Source organism: Pseudomonas sp. SORT22 (genome assembly GCF_018417635.1).
Taxonomy (GTDB): Bacteria; Pseudomonadota; Gammaproteobacteria; order Pseudomonadales; family Pseudomonadaceae; genus Aquipseudomonas.
Genome location: NZ_CP071007.1, coordinates 3435515 through 3454178, shown reverse-complemented (window position 1 = coordinate 3454178; position 18664 = coordinate 3435515). Strand labels below are relative to the sequence as shown.

Here is an 18664-nt window from a genome sequence, read left to right as displayed (position 1 = left end):
CGTGACTGACTACCAAGCGTTCAAGGTCGAACTGAACAACCGCATCGCCCACGTGCAGATCAACCGCCCGGAAAAGTACAACGCCATGAACGCGGCGTTCTGGAGCGAAATCGTCGAGATCTTCCGCTGGATCGATGAAACCGACGAAGTGCGCGCGGTGGTCATCAGCGGTGCCGGCAAGCATTTTTCTTCCGGCATCGACCTGATGCTGCTGGCCTCGGTGGCCAACGAACTGGGCAAGGACGTCGGCCGCAACGCGCGCCTGCTGCGCCGCACCATCCTGCGCATGCAGGCCTCGTTCAATGCCGTGGACAACTGCCGCAAGCCGGTGCTGGCGGCGATCCAGGGTTACTGCATCGGCGGCGCCATCGACCTGGTCTCGGCCTGCGACATGCGTTACTGCAGCAGCGACGCGCAGTTCTCGATCAAGGAAGTCGACATGGGCATGGCCGCCGACGTTGGCACCCTGCAGCGCCTGCCACGGATCATCGGCGACGGCATCATGCGCGAACTGGCCTACACCGGGCGCAATGTCGCCGCCGACGAAGCCCAGCGCATCGGCCTGGTCAACCGTGTGTTTGACAGCCATGAGGCACTGCTTGACGGAGTCTTTGCCATTGCCGCCGAAATTGCGGGAAAATCTCCCATTGCCGTGGCCGGCACCAAGCACATGATCAGCTACATGCGCGATCACCGCATCGACGATGGCCTGGAGTACATCGCCACCTGGAACGCCGCCATGCTGCAATCCACCGATCTGCGGGTGGCGGTTGCCGCCCACATGAGCAAACAGAAACCCGAGTTCGCCGACTGACCCCCGGCGGCGAACCCCGCAAGGAACCGGCACATGTCAGCGCGTTGGACCACCGCAGTACTGGACACAAACCTCACCGGCGGCTGGGCGGTTGCCCGCAGCCGCGAGGGTTTTCTGGTCGATGACAACGGCGCGCTGTTCCCGCGCGAATGGCTCAAGCGCCAGGCGCTGGACGTGCTTTGCGAGCACGGCATCGGCCATTTCGATGGCCAGCCGGTGTTCCTTTTGGAGTTGCGCAGCCCGCAGGCGGTAGCCGGCTGCAGCTGGCGCGGCTTGCGTCAGTTCATGCTCGAAGGCGACTTCGAGACCTACAAGATTCTTGGCTATGCCGCGCAGATCGGTACCTGGGCCCGCGAGCACCGCTTCTGTGGCAGCTGCGGCCAGGCCATGGAGCAAATCCACTGGGAGCGGGCGATGTACTGCGCGCCGTGTGATTTACGCAGCTACCCGCGCATCTCGCCGAGCATGATCGTGCTGATCAGCCGTGGCGACGAAATCCTCCTGGCCCGTTCACCGCGCTTTGTCAGCGGCGTGTACAGCACCCTGGCAGGCTTCGCCGAGCCTGGCGAGTCGGCCGAAGACTGCCTGGTGCGCGAAGTGCGCGAAGAGGTGGCGATCGAGGTGCAGAACATCCAGTACGTCGGCAGCCAGTGCTGGCCGTTCCCCCATTCGATGATGCTCGGTTTTCATGCCGAGTACGCCGGCGGCGAGATCGTCATGCAGCCGGACGAGATCGAGGACGCCCAGTGGTTTCGCGTCGATGCGCTGCCGCCGTTGCCGGCGGGGCGTTCGATTGCGCGCTATCTGATCGACCTGTATGTGGCTCGCCGTTTAGGCCTGGCCGAACCAGTGCTGCCACGCTAGGCGCACGGTCAGTGCCAGCACCACGGTGATGAACACCGGGCGGATGAACTTGCTGCCGCCGCTGATGGCGGTGCGCGCGCCGAAGAACGCGCCGACCATCAGTGCCGAGCCCATCGACAGGCCCACCAGCCAGTCGACCTGGCCGGAGAAGATGAACACCGACAGCGCTGCGGCGTTACTGACGAAGTTCATGCTGCGCGCCACGCCGCTGGCCTTGACCAGGTCGATGGGGTAGAGCAGCAGCGTGCTGACGGTCCAGAACGCGCCGGTGCCTGGGCCGGCCACGCCGTCGTAGAAGCCCAGGGTGAAGCCTTGGGGGATCTGCCACTTCTTTTTCACCGGCGCATCGGCATCCAGCGGCGCCTTGGGCGTGCCGCCGAACAGCAGGTAGACGCCACAGAGAAAGACGATCACCGGCAGCATCTTGTTCAGCCATTCGGCCGGCAGGTAGTGGGCCACCACCGCACCGATCAGGGCACCGACAAAAGTGCCGACCAGGGCGTGACGCCACTGCCGTGGGTGGAACAGTTTGCGCCGGTAGTAGGTGAAGCCGGCGGTGGCCGAGCCGAAGGTCGAGCTGAGCTTGTTGGTGCCCAGCACCAGGTGCGGTGGCATGCCGGCGGTGAGCAGCGCCGGGGTGGTGAGCAGGCCGCCACCGCCGGCAATGGCATCGATGAAACCGGCAACGAAAGCGACGGCGGCAAGAATCGCCAGGGTGGTGGGGTCTACGCTGAGTTCGAAAGGCATGGCGTGGGCTTAACAGGACGCGCGTTGGCAGGCGCAAGGCCGTCATGTTAAACGCAAGCGTTTGCGCTGCCCAGTACAACCCAGGCACTGAATAATTATCTATGTGATCGACGCTGTCGGCCTCTGATGTACTGAAGCTTCCCCTTCAATCAGAGGCATCTGTGATGTCATCACCAATGAACCATTCCCCTGTGCCATCGTCGCCGTATGCCGGGATCGGTTACATCCCGTCATCGTTTTCACCCCTTGAACAGGAAGGTTTGCCCCAATGGCTGCAGACTGCCGAACCAGCCAAGCGCCTGCGCCTGATGCGCATACGTGAAGAGGGCCGTACGCTGCGCCGTGAACTGACAGAGGCAATGAGCAAGTTGCAGACCCTGCATGAATTCTGTCGACCCAAGCTTGAGCAAATGGCCCGGGAAAGCCACGGTGATGTGGTCGATACCGAGAATGGCACGTTTTTGGTGTTCAAGCCCAACTCAGCCATGCTACCCAACCGCCTGGATGAGGTGCTGGTGAGTCAGCGCTCGTTGTATGAAGCGGCCTTGCAGAATTTCAGCCAGACGCAGTTGCTGCAACTGGGCGGCAATCCCTTCGTCAAGCTGGCGATACCGACGGAGTTCGACCTGTTTGCCGGATTCAATGGCAAGGAACGCGATGCTTCTGATGCCGTCAGCTCGATTGTTTGTTATGCCGATGAGGGTGTCGGCTATGCGTTGCGCGTTCGCAAACTGGATCTGGGCAAACAGTACCAGGAGTACCTGACCCGCCAGCTGGCTGCCGGCTCCCTGCAGCAGGTCAAATGTGAAGCTGCCATGAATGTCCTGTCCGAGGAGTTGGCAATTGCCGATATCAAGGGGCTGTTGAGCAGCGCTGCGAAGGTCATCCTTAACGAATTCATAAAGGGCGCGGCGCGTGATGACCCCCATGGCAGTCAGATCCGCCATACGCTCAATGACGGTGTTTCACCCTACGACTTTGCCGAGGAGTGGTCACTGCACCTGCTGGATGATCTGGCGCTGAGTGAAGTTCTCGTGTTTGGCGCGGCCAAGCCGCAAGCGCCCTGCGTTGCCTTTGTACCGGGACATCCACAGCAGCCGCTGAAGGAGTATCCCTCCCGCTCAGCGTTTCTCAACGATCTGCAGGTACAGTTGAGCGACGGAGCCTTCCGGGCCTTTTTCCATCGGTTCGTGCCATTGGCCAAATGGCCCGGCGTGCTGGAAGCCTTGCAGGAAACCGACGAATACACTCGCAACAGGCGCTTGAATCTACGCACCCAATCGCTGAACAAGGGGTTGAAGGCCCACTGGTATGAGCAGATGTGCCGCAGGCTGGCCGACGATGCCAAGTACCTGGCCGTGCCCACGGCGAAGGTGGAAGGTCGCACCGCGTTTGCCAGAATCCCCGATTTCCTTGAAGCTACCCAGCAGCACCTGATGTACGGTGCCGGCGTCGGGTTTCAGGCCCGCGAGGAGGACGAAGGCCAGGCCCCTTCCGACTACGTCACGCCGTTGCGCTGGGTGATCCTGCCCAACGGCCGTTACGGGCGTTGGGCCAGCAACCTGAGCACCTATACCTTGCCGCCCAAGTTGCAATTCGATCCGCCAGATAACCAAGGCATCATCCACTCGTCCCTGGGGCGGGCCATCCGTATCAACGGCCACAGCTATTTGATCAAATTCGATGCCAGTATCGGAAAAGAGCGCTTATACCTGGATTCGGAAGCACGTACTTATAACCCAATCCTTGAACACAACGGCGCGGGCAGTTGGCATCACAGCCTGGAGCGGCCCGAACGGTGGGGGCGGCTATCGCTCCTGCGTCGTCTGGGGAGCTGGCTGGACGACCTTGGCGATGACGAACTGATGCTGGCTGCGCGCCTCAGTGGTGTCACCAATGCCACCTTGCGCAGGGTATATAGCCATGACGATGCGCCGCCTGCATTGCTGGTGTGGACGATCGGCCAACTGCGGCGGGTGCGCAAGACCGAATCGCTGCTGGCGCTGGTCAAGGACGGGCGTGTGGTGCCTGCTGAGTACGAGGTGCCAGAGTTGGCAGAATTTCGTGCGTTGTTTACTGTCACCCAGACTCAGGTACCCCGGCCACGACGTAGCCCACAACAGGACGACGGTAACGCTTATTGCGGCACTGACTGCGGCGCACCGCCGGCGGTGCTGTTTCTGGAATGGTACGACAGGCTGTTTCGCGCGTTCATGGCGCGCAGCGAACACATGCTGCAGTTGCCTGAGCCCGCGCAAGTGGCTTCCGATTTACAGCTCGGCGAGCTTCGCCAGCACTACCCGAATCTGCCCGTACAGTTGCTTGACGAGCTGATTGCCCAGTCCTCACCGCCCGTTCTGGAGCGTCTTTCCCGCGGTGTCCTTGACCTGAACCTGTTTGAGCGTTCACGCCGAGCCTGGAACGCCTATCGGTTGACGCGGGCGCTGATGGGCTTTCGCGCGCCAGCTCAAGCCGATATCGATACCCGTACGCTGGCGTTTGCATTGTTACCGGCCTTGCCCGGCTGGCACTCGGACCTGAACCTGGCGTTGTACCCCGGGGATGTGCGCAGAACCACGCCCAGGCGCCTTGCCCAGGTGCCAGGTGCAGCGTCCTGGGGGCTGGGGAGCGGCGGCCCGTTCAGCTACGAAGTGGTGCAACTGCAGGGCGAGCGTTACCTTGAAAGCCGCTCCCACCGTGACTTCTATGCCGCATTGCTGGATCTGATGGGGGCCGCGCAGCGCCAACGCCTGGGGCTGGGTACGAACGAGACTGAACGACTGCGTGACCTGCTGTATGAACTGGCCGTTAGCCAGCCGATGCGCACCCTGGCCTTGCTGGGCATCGAACGTCCACGGGTTACCTTGCATCCGCATGGCTCCGAGCGCCGCGCCCGGGCGATGGCTGGCACGGGTGGGCGCTTCGAGCGCGAGAGCAGCATCGAACGGTTGCAATTGATGTTCCCTCGGGCATCCGAGAGCCATATCCAACGTATTTTTGACCAGGTGACACGACAGGGGCCAACGGTAGTTGACGCGCTCAATCGCCTGGAAGATTCGCGACTGCGCCTGGACGGTGCGCTGCGGGCCTGGGTAGGGGCCAGCAATGTGTACGGGGCGGGTTTTGGTGCGCGCCGGCGAGGGCACATTGCCGAGCAGTTGCTCAACGCCCTGGACCCGACAATCACTGTGCTGGAGATCAACGACGCATTTGTCAGCAGCTTGCCCGAATTGCCGCTGGATTACGACGCCATTGAGCGCCTGACCCTTGACCTGCCAGCCATGAATAACTTGCCTGGCAGCTTCCTCGCGCGCTTTGCGAACCTGCGCGAACTGCGTTTGAACACCCGGGTCGGCAGGTTGCCAAACGGCCTGGTCGAATTGCCGCAGCTGCGCAGCCTGTCCTTGACCAACGCGCACCTGCGTCCAGAGGACTTGAGGCCGATCGGCCAGATTGCGCAGTTGAGAGAGCTGAGCATCATTCACCTTACGCCGCCGCAAAGCGAGGGCGAATCGGTTTACGCTGCACGCACCTGGGACACCGAAGACATGGCGGCTATCGCCCGTTGCCAACACCTGCGGCACTTGCAGATCCGGGACTGCCGAGCGCTGTTCGAGGGCGATGTGATTGGTACGCTGGCGCCACTTCAACAGCTCACGCATCTTGACCTTTCGGGCAACTCATTCACGCTGTATGGAGAGAATGTCCGCGGACTCGTTCATCTGCGCCACCTGGACCTGAGTCGCAATCCGCTGAACGCAGGGCTCGATGTCAGTGCCATGAGTGATCTTCGCTGTCTCGACCTGCATTACTCCCGGGCTGATTGGCCGGTTGGCCTGGAAAACCTCGCGCATATTGAACAGGCTGACCTTGCAGAGGTCGACCTGAATACGGTGCCGGCTGGTGCTGGCCGTGTGCGCGGGCTGCGTCTGTCGGTCGTCAACCTCAATGCCACGGATCGCGAGCGGGTTTTGAGGGAAATGGCTGAAGTGAATAATCTGTCGGGCGCGGATCATAGCGAATTCCGACTGTCGCGGGTCGAATTGGGCGAGACTTCAAATGAATCCGAAGAGGAGGATACGGAGCCTGAGGCGGACGTGGGTGCTGAAGGGATAATCGTAGGTAATCTGTTCGACGGCCTGTCGGAACAAGACCGCAGCCTGGCGCAGCAACTGGTCGATTCGAACAGTAATGGCAGTCGTGCGTTCTTTGCGTTGATGAATACAATACTGTCGCGAACACCAGCGGATGAGCGTGACGAGGTAACCAGGCAAGCCCACTCGATCATCCTGCGGATGTTCGATGAAGCCCGGCGCGAGGAGTTCTACCGCGTGGCACTGGACCTGGGCTGCATAGATTCTGCCGTGCAGCGTTTTTCCGACCTGTTGGGGCTGGCAGAGGCGGATCGGGTGGCGGCCAATACCTCTGGCAATGCCCGCCCTGAGCTGATCGACCTGGGGCTTTCTTTGTGGCGGCTGCGCAGCCTGCGAGCCTCTGTTGCCAGGCGCTACCTTGATTGGTGGGGGCAACGCGGTGGCCAGCCGGACTATGCCGAGATCGAGTTGTATATTCGTATCGCGTTGACGGCCCGGCTGCGCTTGCGTCACCAGCCCAGACGCCAGGTCAATGCCAGCATGGTGACATGGATGAGCAGTTCGATGGTGGATGAGGTCGAGACAGATGTGCTGACCACGCAGGCTCAGGATTTCCCGGTTGCCTTGAGCGACCAGCCGTTCTGGCAGGAGCACCTGGTTGCGCAAGAGTGCGCTCCCTGGAGTTACGAGGTTGAATCGGCGCTGCAGGAATTGGCCGTTGGTGAAGGGCTGCCACGTACATTGGGCGAATCGGCACGTACCCGGCTGGAGCAACTCTTGACTCAGGCCCGCAAAGTCATTGCCGAGCGTGATGAGGTGCCGGTGAATTCCGGGCCGCTGGTGCTGGACAACGAAGACCATCGGCTGCAAGCGTTCAACCTGATGCCGGCAATGATCCAGCTGTCCAGGGTCGAATACACCCGGCAGGTAGTCAGCGAGTACTTTGCCCAGGGCGTCCCGACACAAAGCCCGCAGCCGGGGCCTTCGGGTGTACAGCGCAAGCCCTGATCGGCAAAAGCATCAAGGCATGAAGAAAGGGGCCTGAGCCCCTTTCTTTTACGGCCAGCCCTCAGCTCAGAAATCCGCCGTCGACATTCAACGCCACGCCAGTGGTGTAGCTCGACGCGTCGCTGGCCAGGTACAGCACCGCGCCGGCCATCTCTTTCGGGTCGGCCACGCGCTTGAGCGGGATCTGTTGCAGCGCGGTGTTGAGGATCGTATCGTTCTTGACCAGCGCCGAGGCGAATTTGGTATCGGTCAGGCCTGGCAGCAGGGCGTTGCAGCGGATACCGAACGGCGCGCATTCCTTGGCGAAGACCTTGGTCATGTTGATCACCGCCGCCTTGGTCACCGAGTAGATGCCCTGGAAGATCCCCGGCGACACGCCGTTGATCGAGGCGACGTTGATGATGCTGCCGCCACCGTTGTCGCGCATCAGCTTGCCGGCTTCCACCGACATGAAGAAGTAACCGCGGATGTTGACGTCGACGGTCTTCTGGAAGGCGCCAAGGTCAGTGTCTAGCACGTTGCAGAACTGCGGGTTGGTGGCGGCGTTGTTGACCAGGATGTCCAGGCGCCCGAACTGTTCGCGAATGCCGGCGAAGACCTGGCTGATCTGCTCCATCTCGCCGATGTGGCAGGCAACCGCGGTGGCCTTGCCGCCGGCGGCGATGATCGCCTCGGCGACCTGCTGGCAGCCGTCGAGCTTGCGGCTCGAAACGATCACATGGGCGCCTTGCTGGGCCAGCAGATGGGCGATGGCCTCGCCGATACCGCGGCTGGCGCCGGAGACGAAGGCGACTTTGCCGTCGAGGTCGAACAGTTGGGTCTTGGACATGGTCTTTTCCTTGTTGGAGTCGTCAGAGTGGGGACTTGCCGATGACCTGCAGGCTCATGTGCTCCAGCAGCGTGTTCATGTGAATGAACTGGGCGAAGCGCTTGTCCTGGGTCTGGCCGTGGAAGAACCGGTAGTAGATCTGCTGGACGATGCCGGCCAGGCGGAACAGGCCGTAGGTGTAGTAGAAGTCGTAGTTGTCGATTTTGAGCCCGGCGCGTTCGCCGTAGTAGTCGACAAACTGCTGGCGGCTCAGCATGCCCGGGGCGTTGCTTGGCTGGCGGCGCATCAGTTGCACCGGTGCCGGGTCGTCGGCTTGAATCCAGTAGGCCAGGGTGTTGCCCAGGTCCATCAGCGGATCGCCCAGGGTGGTCATTTCCCAGTCGAGCACGCCGATGATGCGCATGGGGTTGTCGGCATCGAGGATGACGTTGTCGAAGCGGTAGTCGTTGTGCACGATGGCAGGCTTGGGGTGATCGGCCGGCATTTTCTCGCGCAGCCAGGCGATGACCTTTTCCCAGCGTGGCGCATCGGCGGTCAGGGCTTTTTCGTAGCGGCTGGCCCAGCCCTCGATCTGGCGTTGCACGTAGCCTTCGGGCTTGCCCAGGTCGCCCAGGCCGCAGGCGTTGTAGTCGACCTGGTGCAGCTCGACCATCCGCTCGATGAAGCTCTTGCACAGGGCCTCGGTGCGTTGGGCATCCAGGCCCAGCTCCGGCGGCAGGTCCGAGCGCAAGATGATGCCCTTGACCCGGTCCATGACATAAAACTCGCCACCGATCAGCGACTCGTCGGTGCAATGCACGTAGGCTTTGGGGCAGTAGGGGAAGCCGCTGTTGAGCTGGTTGAGGATGCGAAACTCGCGGCCCATGTCATGGGCGGTCTTGGCCTTGTGGCCAAAAGGCGGGCGGCGCAACACAAACTCGCGCCCGGGGTATTGCACCAGGTAGGTCAGGTTCGAGGCGCCGCCGGGGAACTGGCTGATGGTCGGCGCACCGGCCAGGCCCGGGATATGCGCTTTCAGATAAGGGTCGATCACTGCGGCATCAAGTTCTTCGCCGGGGCGGACCTGGGTGGACTGGTCGGTGAGCGTCATTCGTTTCCCTTATGTTCAAAGCCAGAGATTATTGGCCAATCTAATTCCTGCCGCGCACGCTCACAAGCACACCCGGGCGTTATAGGTGAGCGTGTTGCAGCACAATCAGCAGGTTTGATCGGCTGAGCATATATAACTACACCCCGCGCCCTGCGTGCCTTTGATTGACTGCTGCCTTCCGCCATCCATAAGGCAGCGACAATGACCACCGACACCCTGACGCCTTTCAAGAGCCACGAGCGCTATTTCAACCAGCAGATCCCCACCTGGCTGAGCCATGCCAGCACCCATGCCATCAAAGAGCTGCATCAACGTCAACTGCCTGCCGCGCAGATTGCCGCAGATACCGACGCACAACTGCGCCAGGCATTGCACGACAGCCTGCGGCGTACCCAGGCTTCCAGCGCTGCGGCCGCCCGGCTTTTGAGGCAAATCAAGGGTATCAGCGAGTTTGCCGAGCCGCTGTTGCGCGCTGAAATAAACAAGCGCTTGGCGCTGGATATCAGCGTAACGGCCAATGAGCTGGTGCACATGCGCGATGATGCTTCGTTGCGCGAAGATCGCCTGGCCTCGGTGTTGATATCACGCCAGCCGTTATTGCAGGCGGCCTTGCAGAATTTTACTGCAAACGACGCAGAGAACTTTCGCACCGATGCCTACAGTGCGGTGACGGCGGTCGGTGCATTGCAACCTTTCCCCTCGACAGTGGACCCTGAGCGGCGTGCCCATCAATCCATCCGTTACGCCAGCAAGCTGCGCATCAGCCCCCAGCAGTTTGCAAAGCTGTGCCGGGAGCTGGATATCGGCCAACAGTACCAGGACCATCTCAAGTCGATTCTCGATGCCGCCCACAGTCGCGACGCCGTGCGCCGCACGCTGGTATCGGCAGCCAGGGACCGCTGCGAAAGCAATGTGCACGCGGCGCGTATCGCCGGCCACATCAGCGAGCCGGCCTACCGCATGCTCAAGCAGATGCTCAGGCAGTCGGCAAGCGCCCCGGCGACACAGACCCTGAGGGTCGACAAGGTGTATGAACGTGGCAACAGCGCGTTCGACGGTTCGCGTTGCTACCTGCTCAACCTCTTCGGTAGCACCCTGGGCGGCGGTTTTCTATTGCTTGGCCCCGATCCTGCCGGCCAGGCGCTGCCGGTGCCGGTCGTGGTGATAATGCCGGGCGATGCCAAGCCTGTGCAGGAATACGACTCTTACGCTGATTTTTACCGCAGCCTCAAGGCGCGCCTGCAAGACCCGCAGTTCCAGGGCTTTTTCAGTCGCTTCGTCGGGCGCCGCGGGCAATCGCGCGTGTTCGCTCAGTTCAAGCAAAGCGCTAACTGGCACGCGCAACCACCCAGGCTTCAGGAAATACGCGGCGAGTGCTTTGACTACCTGCACAGCGCGATGTTGGCCAGGACCTGGGACGACGCCAAGACCCTGGCGGTGCCGACCGCTGATGTCGATCGCGAAGCCTGGTTGCAGGAGTTGAACCATTACCTGGGCTTGGGCTTTAGCATGCTCAACGTAGCCGCGTTCTTCGTGCCGGGTCTGGGCGAGGTGATGATGGTGGCCCTCGGTGCGCAGCTGCTGGGCGACCTGTTTAACGGCCTGCAAGCCTGGGAGGCCAATGACCAGCAGCAGGCTATCAGCTACTTGCAGTCCTTCGGTATCAACCTGGCTATCACTGCCGGGCTGGGTGTGGCCGCGGGAGCCGCGGGCGCAGCGTTGAGCCAGCCGCTGGCGATTGATGCGCTGGAAGTGGTCGAGCTACCGGGGGGGGAGGTCCGCCTGTGGCGACCGGATCTTGCCCCTTACCAGCAAAGCGCAGCACTGTTGGAGGGGCACTTTGCCGATGCGCAAGGCATTTACCGGGTCGCTGGCAAACGCTACATCCGCATCGAGGGCAAGCCATTGGAAATCACCCAGGATTCGCGCCTGGGCAAATGGCGTATCGAGCACCCCGACGACCCTCAGGCTTACCGGCCTGTACTTGAGCATAACGGTGAGGGTGCCTGGCATCATGCGCTGGAGCGCGTCGACAGTTGGCCACGCCCGACCCTGGTGCGCAGGCTCGGGCACGCCTTCGAAGGTTGGGCAGACGCGGCGCTTGAGCGCATGGCCGACATCAGCGGCGTCAGCGATGCTGAGCTGCGCGCGGTCTACAGTGACGACCAACCCGCCCCGGCAGCCTTGCTCGACGTCAAGCGGCGGTTTGAAATCGATCGCCTGATCGCGGCACAGATCGACAATGTCAGGGCCGGGGAGGGGGTGCAATCAGGCTTCAACTATACAGTATCGCTGCTGTCGGAGTTACCGCGCTGGCCGCAAGGCAAAGCCGTCGAGCTGTATGACAGTGCCGAACTGTGGGGGCATCCGATGGTGTATGGCCGTGCGCAGCCTGAGGTGGCCGCCATCAAGCTCTCGCGCAGTGACCTGGCCGCAGGACGCCTGATTCGCAGGGTGCTAGAAGGTTTGAGCGTGGCCGAACGCAGCCGCTGGTTTGGCAATGATCACCTGGCCCGTGACCTTGAAACCGAGATCGGCCAGCAACTGGCTGAGCAGATGCAGGCATCAAGGTCGCGGATCTTCGACAGCCTGTACCAGGACTCGAGCGAACCTCTCGACTCTCTACAAATGGCGCTGCAACGGGACTTCCAGGGGCTGTCGCGGCCGCTCGCCGAAGCCCTCGCCAAGTCTGCCAGCGAAGTTGAGCGCAGCCGTTGGCAGGCTTCGCAGCGTGTGCCGCTGACCCTAGCCAAACGGGCCCGCGAGGCGTCGCGCCAGGTACGCCTGTCACGCGCTTGCGAAGGCCTCGAAATCAGCTACCTGGCCAATGACGACAGCTACCGTTTAGCGCTGCATTTGTTGCCAGAATTGTCCGGCTGGAGCGACTCGGTTCATTTAAGTGTGCGCCGCGACAGTGTGTCCGGCACTGAGCTCGACAGCATTGGCAGCGCGGGCGCGACGTCGCGAAAAACCCTGGTTAAAAGCGCCCGGGGCTGGCGCGCTTTCGACGAAAATGACGCCGAGTTGAGCGGGCTTGAGACAGCGGATCACGGCTTCTTCACCAGCCTGCTGCAGGCTTTGCCCGACAGCGAGCGCGTGGCGCTTGGCTTGAATATCGGTGACAGCACTGCACTGCGCCGCGCCCTGCTGGTGCAGGCGGCGCGTCAGCCTGCCAAGGCGCGGCTGGCGTTGGGCATGGCAGTGGAGCAGGGGCGTTTCAGGCCGCCCCTGCCGGTCGGGGCCGGGCGCCGTGGCTATCCCTTGGGTGGTACGATCGGGCGCTTGTTGCCGCGCACGTATGAGCAGCGTCTGCGCAGCCTGTTTCCCGACAAGTCCGATGAAGAGTTGCGCGATATTGTCCGTAATGCGGTTTTGCAGGGTGAAAACCTGGAAAATTTAGTCGGCGATCTGGAACAGGAGCTGGAGGCCGAACGCCAAGGCTTGTCGTCGTGGGTGGAACAGGGCGCTACAGCCACGGCCCGCGAACGGCGTCGGCAACTGGCGATGCAGTTGCTGGATGTCTGGCAACTTCGCAGCAGGGCGCCACTTGAGGTCAGCGAGTATCAACTGGATGGGGCGCCTGGCTACCTACTGACACTCGACTCCCCTGGGGTGGATGGGCTGCCGCCTCTTGCGAGCGCCATCGACCAGATTCTCGAGCTGGAGTTGAGCAGCATGACGGCCATCAGCGAATTGCCGGCAGAATTCTTGCGCGCCTTCCCCAACCTGCGCCGCTTGAGCGTACGTCACACGCCGATCACGCAAATCCCGCAGAACATTGCCCAACTGAGTGAGTTGCGGGTGCTGGATCTCACCTATAGCCGAACAGGGTTGGCCCACCTGGCGCGCTTGAGCGGGCTTCGGCGCTTGTGGTCGCTGGATCTTCGGGGCGTGTCGCCATCGTCGGTCACTGTGACGGCCGAACAACTGGCGCCTTTACGGCAGTTATCCAGCTTGCGTTTCTTGTCGCTAATGGAGAACCAAGCCAGCTTCGGTCCAGGCGCGTTTGCCGAATTGGCCGGGATGCCGAACCTGCGCCGGCTGTACCTGACGCGCAACAACATCACCCTGAGCGAAGCCGATGTCAGTGAGCTGGCGGGCATAACCAACTTGCGTGAGTTGTCCATGGGCCATAACCCGTTGATGCGCACTCCGGACATCCGCCAGATGCCGCAGCTGCGCCTCTTGGCGTTGCCGGACGCGCACATCACTGGCTGGCCGCTGGGGCTTGAGACCACCGCGAACTTTGACGTTCGCCTCGAAGGCAATGCCATTATCGAAGTGCCTGCTGGCGCCGGACGAATGCCGCGGCTGTTGTTTGGCTACGAGGGCATGAGCGAGGCGCTGACTACCCGCTTGATTCGTGAGCGCATGGCGGTTCAGGCCGAGCCCGGGGCGGACGTGCGTATCGAGGAGGTGCTGGATGACGGAGGGGACACCGACCTGAGCGCCTATCAGCAACTGACGCAAGAGCAGGAGCACACCGCGCTGGAGCTGTTTCGCTTGCCTGAGTCACGCTCGTTCAGGCGTTTGCTGGCCCGGTTGCTGACCAACGGGCAAGTAACCGAGCCTCAGGCTGTGCAACTGATCGAGGCGGCCGCCGCGGACCCTGAACAACTGGGCAGGCAACTGTTCGCCCAGGCAGTTGACGCCGATACCTGCGAGGACCGCGATATCGTGGTATTCAGTGACCTGCAGGGGCTGCGAGAGGCCGATCAGGCACTCGGCCAGGGTGGCCAGGCAAGTCGACAGTTGCTGGCCCTGGGCATCAGCCGCTGGCGCCTGCAACGCCTGCGCACCTATGTGGCGGAGCAGATCCGCGGCTGGCAGGCCGATCCGCAGTTCGTGCACTTTATCGATGCGATCGAAGTGGAGCTGTATTACCGGATTCATCTGGCTGAACGCTTGGGCTTGCGTCATCAACCGACAGAAATGATCCATGGCCATACGGTGTTCTGGGTCACCAGCGATATGCTGGCTGAGGCTGCGCGTATCATCCGCCAGGATCAGGCGGCTCTGCTGCCTGAATGGATGACCCAGGAAATCTATTGGCAGGATTACCTCAAGCGTAGGTATCGCGCGCGCTACGAGGCGCTACAGGCTCAACTGGCCGGCATCTTCGATCCTGCGACCGGTTTCATGGAAGACTTGCAACGGCTACGAGGAACGCAAGCAGACCTGACGACGCCGCTTCCTGTGGTAGCGGGGGAGACGGCTGAACAGCTGGCCTCGGCATTTGCGCTGGCACCAAGCGAGCTGGCGCAGCTAGCGTACGATGAAGCCACATGGATTCAGGCCTACAGGAAACTGCAGGATGCCCGGGAAGTGAGGGAAAACGAGCTTCCAGGGGTGCTGACAAAAGAAGAAATTGGACGTGATGCTGGTTGAGCCAGCAAAAAAAACCGAAGCCTGGGCTTCGGTTTTTTTATCGCTGCCAGCCGATCAGGCCGGGAACAGCTCGCTCAGTTTCATCGACAGCATCATGTCGCCTTCAACGCGCAGCTTGCCGCCCATGAAGGCCTGCATGCCGTCGGTTTCGCCGCTGACGATACCCTTGAGGGTGTCGCTGTCCAGCACCAGGGTGCAGTTGGCGTCGGCGTTTTCGCCTTCCTGGATTTCGCAGGTGCCATCCTTGACGATGAGGGCGTAGTGCTTGTCTTCGTCAGTGATGTTGAAACCGAATACCAGGTCCAGGCCAGCGGCGGCGGCTGGGTTGAACTTGGCTTTCATCGCTTCGACGGCTTTTGCTACATCGCTCATGGTGTGTTCCTTATTAAGTGATTTGCGTGACGGGTGAGGTCACAACGAGCCGGGGTTCATCGGTAGGTGATGAGCTCCGGCGCCTTCAACAGCTGCACATGGGCCTGACTGTTGAAGGAAGCCAGGGCCACCTCGCGGCCGCGAAACTTCAGTTGGCTGAGCGAGGTGTTGATGATCTGCCAGTTCAGCTCGAAAGCCTGGCCGGCAGTGATACGGGTTACCAGGTGGAGCAGGGCGGCAATGGTGCCGCCCGAGGTGAAAATGGCAATGTTGTCGCCGTTGCCGGCCTGTTGCAGCACCCGCTGCAGGCCGCCATCGACCCGCTGGACAAAGCCCTGCCAGCTCTCGGCGCCTTCGCAGGCATGTTCGCCGCCGTGCCAGCGCTGCACCAGCAAGGCGAACAGGCGCTGGAACTCGCTGCGGTTCTGGGTGCCGTTGCGCAGCACGTGCAAGGCTTCCGGCTCGTCCGGCAACAGGCCGGGCAGCAGGCCGCGGATCACGCCGTCGGCATCGAATTCGTTGAAGGCGTTGTCGGTTTCCAGCGTGGGCACTTCGCAACCGGCGTTGTGCATCACTGCCAAGGCCAGTCGCGCGGTGTCCTGCTGGCGGCGCAGGTCGCCGGCCAGGCAGCGGTCCAGGCGCAAGCCCAGTTGCGCCAGGTGCTCGCCCAGGGCCTCGCTCTGGCGCATGCCCACGGGCGAGAGGACGTCGTAGTCGTCTGCACCAAATGAAGCCTGGCCATGTCGAATCAGGTAGATACTGCCCACGTCGTCCGCCTGCGCTAAGGATGAGCCGAGGTTAGGTTGCCGCTGTCAGGCTGTCAACGAAAAAACATACAAGCGTTTGAAAAGAGCGTTTGAACTGCATTGCCGAAGATTTCCTGCGCTGGCAGGGGCAGGGCGGCCTCGGTATGCTTGACTATCGGTTCGCGCCGCACGGGCGCAGGCATGTTAAGGAGTTACTGTGGAGTTTCTTGCAGAGTACGCAAGCTTTCTCGCCAAGACCGCGACCCTGGTGATCGCGATTCTGATTGTCCTCTCGGCGATTGCCGGTCTGCGCGGCAAGGGCCGGCGCAAGGGCGGCGGCCAGTTGCAGGTCAATAAGCTCAACGAGTTCTATAAAGACTTGCGCGAGCGCCTGGAAAGCAGCCTGCTGGACAAGGCCCAGCTAAAAGCCCTGCGCAAGCAGCAGGCCAAGGCCGAAAAACAACTGAAGAAAAAGCCCGAAGAAAAAAGCCGGGTGTTCGTCCTCGACTTCGACGGCGACATCAAGGCCTCGGCCACCGAGAGCCTGCGCCATGAAATCAGCGCGGTGCTGAGCCTGGCCACGGCCCAGGACGAGGTGGTGCTGCGCCTTGAAAGCGGCGGTGGGATGGTCCATAGCTATGGCCTGGCGGCCTCGCAACTGGCGCGTATTCGCCAGGCTGGCGTGCCATTGACCGTGTGCATCGACAAGGTCGCCGCCAGCGGTGGCTACATGATGGCCTGCATCGGCGACAAGATCGTCAGCGCACCCTTTGCCATCCTTGGTTCGATCGGCGTGGTGGCGCAGTTGCCCAACGTCAACCGCCTGCTGAAAAAACACGACGTCGACTTCGAAGTGTTCACCGCCGGTGAATACAAACGCACCGTGACCGTGTTCGGCGAGAATACCGAAAAAGGCCGGGAGAAGTTCCAGGAAGACCTGGACATCACCCACCAGTTGTTCAAGGACTTCGTCTCGCGCTACCGCCCGCAGTTGCACATCGATGATGTTGCCACCGGTGAGGTCTGGCTCGGCATTGCCGCGCTGAACAAGCAACTGGTCGACCAGTTGATGACCAGCGACGAGTACCTGAGCCAGCGCGCCCGCGAGGCCAACCTGTATCATCTGCACTTTGCCGAGCGCAAAAGCCTGCAGGAACGTGTGGGCCTGGCAGCCAGCGGTTCGCTCGAACACCTGGCGGTCAAGCTCTGGAGCCGTCTCAGTGGCCGGCTGTGGTAACCGGCTAGCCCTACGCCCAAGCATTAATTAGCACCCTGGCGGTGCTTGCGGCAGGTCTCCTAGGCATTCAAGCCAACAGGAGACTTGCCATGACCACCCCCTCTTCACTATCCGTTCCCGGCCTGCATGGCCCGTTCATTTCGCAACGCCTGCCGGCCTGGCTTCGCCATGCCCGGCCCGAAGACTTCGAGCGCATGGGCGGGCAGTTGCTGGCGCAGCAGCATGGCCGCGAGCAGCAAGACTGGTTTGCGACTGCCAGCGCAGCGGAACAAACGCTACTGGTCGATTACCAGCAGCGCAGCCGCCGCTCAGGCCAGCGCCTGGCCCGTGAGCTGAAAGACCTCAAAGGCATCGGCGCATTTTGCGAGCCCTTGCTCAGGGCCCGGCTCAACGCTGACCTTGGGGCCGAGCCTGATGTCGACTTCGATGAGTTCGTGCGCATCGAGCGTGAATCGGTGCTGCTGGGGTCAATGCTCAGGACTGTCCCGCGCCGCCAGAGCCTGATGCAGGCGGCATTGCAGAACTTTGCCGCCGACAGCGAGTTTGAAGCCGGCACTGCGCTGGCGCCCAAGGACGCTTTCTTTCTTGAACTGATACCGGGGACCGAGCAGGGCTACCCGCGTTTTCGCTATCGCTACAGGCAAAAGCTCGATATCGAACCCCAGGCGTTTGCCCGCGTATGCCATGACCTGGACCTGGGCGGGCAATACCAGCGGCACCTGAGCGAAGTGTTCGAGACACCGGCCAGCAGCGCCCTGCGTCGTAGCCTGGCAATCGAGCTGTACAAGGATCAGTTAAGGGTGAACCTGCAGGTCGCCTTCATGAAAAAACAGATCAGCGAGCGGGGACGTCAGGCCTTGCTCGATCTGTTGAGTGGCGTACGGGCGCCGCGCTGGAATGGCAAGCCCGTGCGTTGCAGCCAACTGAGCATGTTCGAAGCGCCGCTGTCCGATGTGCTGGTGATCGGGCCTGAACGCAACGACAATCGCGTCGAGCCGGTCATCCTCTACCTGCCCGGGGCGCCGGGCGCGGCGCTCAAGGAGTACCCCTCGGTCAAGGCTGCCAGCGACGACCTGAAGGCCCTGCTGCGCAAACCCGCGTACCAGTCACTGTTGCGCGGCTACGTTGCCCACCAATCGCAGCAGCATGTACTGAAACGGCTGGAGGAGGCGCTGTATCACCTGGTCAATGATGGCGATGGCCTGCACTGGCGGCGGCCGAACCCGGACGCCAACCTGCATGTGCGCGAGACCTTCATCGACCAGGAACTGTTTGGCTACCTGCAGGACCGTCACCTGCAGAAGATCAAGGATGAGGCGCGGGCCCTGGCCGTGCCCAGTGCCGACGCCGATGACCAGGCCTGGCGCGAGCGCCTGGCTTACTGGGAGTCGATCGGTTTCAACCTGCTCAATGCCGCAGCGTTTTTTGTCCCCTCGCTCGGGGCGGTGATGGCCGCCGTGGCGGCGGCGCAACTG

10 protein-coding genes and 1 pseudogene are annotated in these 18664 nt (G+C 61.9%); 6 read left to right on the top strand and 5 right to left on the bottom strand.

Features of this window, described 5'->3' with window-relative positions:
• The first annotated feature begins 1 nt into the window (after window position 1).
• Both JYG36_RS15620 and nudC read left to right on the top strand, forming a co-directional pair.
• Window positions 2-814, top strand: a complete 813-nt coding sequence (locus JYG36_RS15620) for a crotonase/enoyl-CoA hydratase family protein (protein WP_045198558.1) — start codon at window positions 2-4, stop codon at window positions 812-814.
• Window positions 815-847: 33 nt separating this feature from the next.
• Complete coding sequence (gene nudC / locus JYG36_RS15615; RefSeq protein WP_213601515.1) at window positions 848-1678, top strand: NAD(+) diphosphatase; 831 nt, start codon at window positions 848-850, stop codon at window positions 1676-1678.
• On the opposite strand, the gene JYG36_RS15610 is transcribed toward nudC, so the two are convergent.
• On the bottom strand, window positions 1646-2425 hold the full coding sequence (locus tag JYG36_RS15610) for a TSUP family transporter (RefSeq protein ID WP_213601514.1): 780 nt from the start codon (window positions 2423-2425) through the stop codon (window positions 1646-1648). The two genes, nudC and JYG36_RS15610, sit on opposite strands and share 33 nt — an antisense overlap.
• Window positions 2426-2601: 176 nt before the next feature.
• Between JYG36_RS15610 and JYG36_RS15605 the strand changes: the two genes are divergently transcribed.
• Window positions 2602-7527, top strand: coding sequence for a dermonecrotic toxin domain-containing protein (locus JYG36_RS15605; protein ID WP_213601513.1), 4926 nt, complete (start codon window positions 2602-2604; stop codon window positions 7525-7527).
• Between the two features lie 61 nt (window positions 7528-7588).
• On the opposite strand, the gene JYG36_RS15600 is transcribed toward JYG36_RS15605, so the two are convergent.
• Together JYG36_RS15600 and JYG36_RS15595 are read right to left on the bottom strand one after the other, a co-directional pair.
• On the bottom strand, window positions 7589-8356 hold the full coding sequence (locus tag JYG36_RS15600; RefSeq protein WP_213601512.1) for an SDR family oxidoreductase: 768 nt from the start codon (window positions 8354-8356) through the stop codon (window positions 7589-7591).
• 22 nt (window positions 8357-8378) lie between these two features.
• Window positions 8379-9446, bottom strand: coding sequence for a phosphotransferase family protein (locus JYG36_RS15595; RefSeq protein ID WP_213601511.1), 1068 nt, complete (start codon window positions 9444-9446; stop codon window positions 8379-8381).
• A 201-nt stretch (window positions 9447-9647) separates the two neighbouring features.
• Here JYG36_RS15595 and JYG36_RS15590 point away from each other — a divergent pair, with 201 nt between their 5' ends.
• Window positions 9648-14834 (top strand): dermonecrotic toxin domain-containing protein, encoded by a 5187-nt coding sequence (locus JYG36_RS15590; protein WP_213601510.1) that lies wholly within the window; start codon window positions 9648-9650, stop codon window positions 14832-14834.
• 54 nt (window positions 14835-14888) lie between these two features.
• On the opposite strand, the gene JYG36_RS15585 is transcribed toward JYG36_RS15590, so the two are convergent.
• Entirely contained in the window at window positions 14889-15206 is a 318-nt protein-coding gene (locus tag JYG36_RS15585; RefSeq protein ID WP_045198572.1) for an SCP2 sterol-binding domain-containing protein, read from the bottom strand.
• 56 nt (window positions 15207-15262) lie between these two features.
• The gene (locus tag JYG36_RS15580) at window positions 15263-15973 is read right to left on the bottom strand and encodes a histidine phosphatase family protein (RefSeq protein ID WP_093383652.1); all 711 of its coding nucleotides are present in this window, start codon (window positions 15971-15973) and stop codon (window positions 15263-15265) included.
• 196 nt (window positions 15974-16169) lie between these two features.
• On the opposite strand from JYG36_RS15580, the gene sohB reads away from it, so the two are divergent.
• A complete protein-coding gene (gene sohB / locus JYG36_RS15575) occupies window positions 16170-17189 on the top strand; it encodes a protease SohB (protein ID WP_213601508.1) in 1020 nt (339 codons plus the stop codon).
• A gap of 89 nt (window positions 17190-17278) precedes the next feature.
• Window positions 17279-18262 (top strand): annotated as a pseudogene (locus tag JYG36_RS26720) (dermonecrotic toxin domain-containing protein); the annotation flags it as partial.
• Window positions 18263-18664: the final 402 nt, after the last annotated feature.

Excerpts from the sequence above, each read along its gene's own strand:
- nudC (WP_213601515.1), top strand. The coding sequence starts at position 848 with ATGTCAGCGCGTTGGACCACCGCAGTACTGGACACAAACCTCACCGGC.
- JYG36_RS15610 (WP_213601514.1), bottom strand. The coding sequence starts at position 2,425 with ATGCCTTTCGAACTCAGCGTAGACCCCACCACCCTGGCGATTCTTGCC.
- JYG36_RS15605 (WP_213601513.1), top strand. The coding sequence starts at position 2,602 with ATGAACCATTCCCCTGTGCCATCGTCGCCGTATGCCGGGATCGGTTAC.
- JYG36_RS15600 (WP_213601512.1), bottom strand. The coding sequence starts at position 8,356 with ATGTCCAAGACCCAACTGTTCGACCTCGACGGCAAAGTCGCCTTCGTC.
- JYG36_RS15595 (WP_213601511.1), bottom strand. The coding sequence starts at position 9,446 with ATGACGCTCACCGACCAGTCCACCCAGGTCCGCCCCGGCGAAGAACTT.
- JYG36_RS15590 (WP_213601510.1), top strand. The coding sequence starts at position 9,648 with ATGACCACCGACACCCTGACGCCTTTCAAGAGCCACGAGCGCTATTTC.
- JYG36_RS15585 (WP_045198572.1), bottom strand. The coding sequence starts at position 15,206 with ATGAGCGATGTAGCAAAAGCCGTCGAAGCGATGAAAGCCAAGTTCAAC.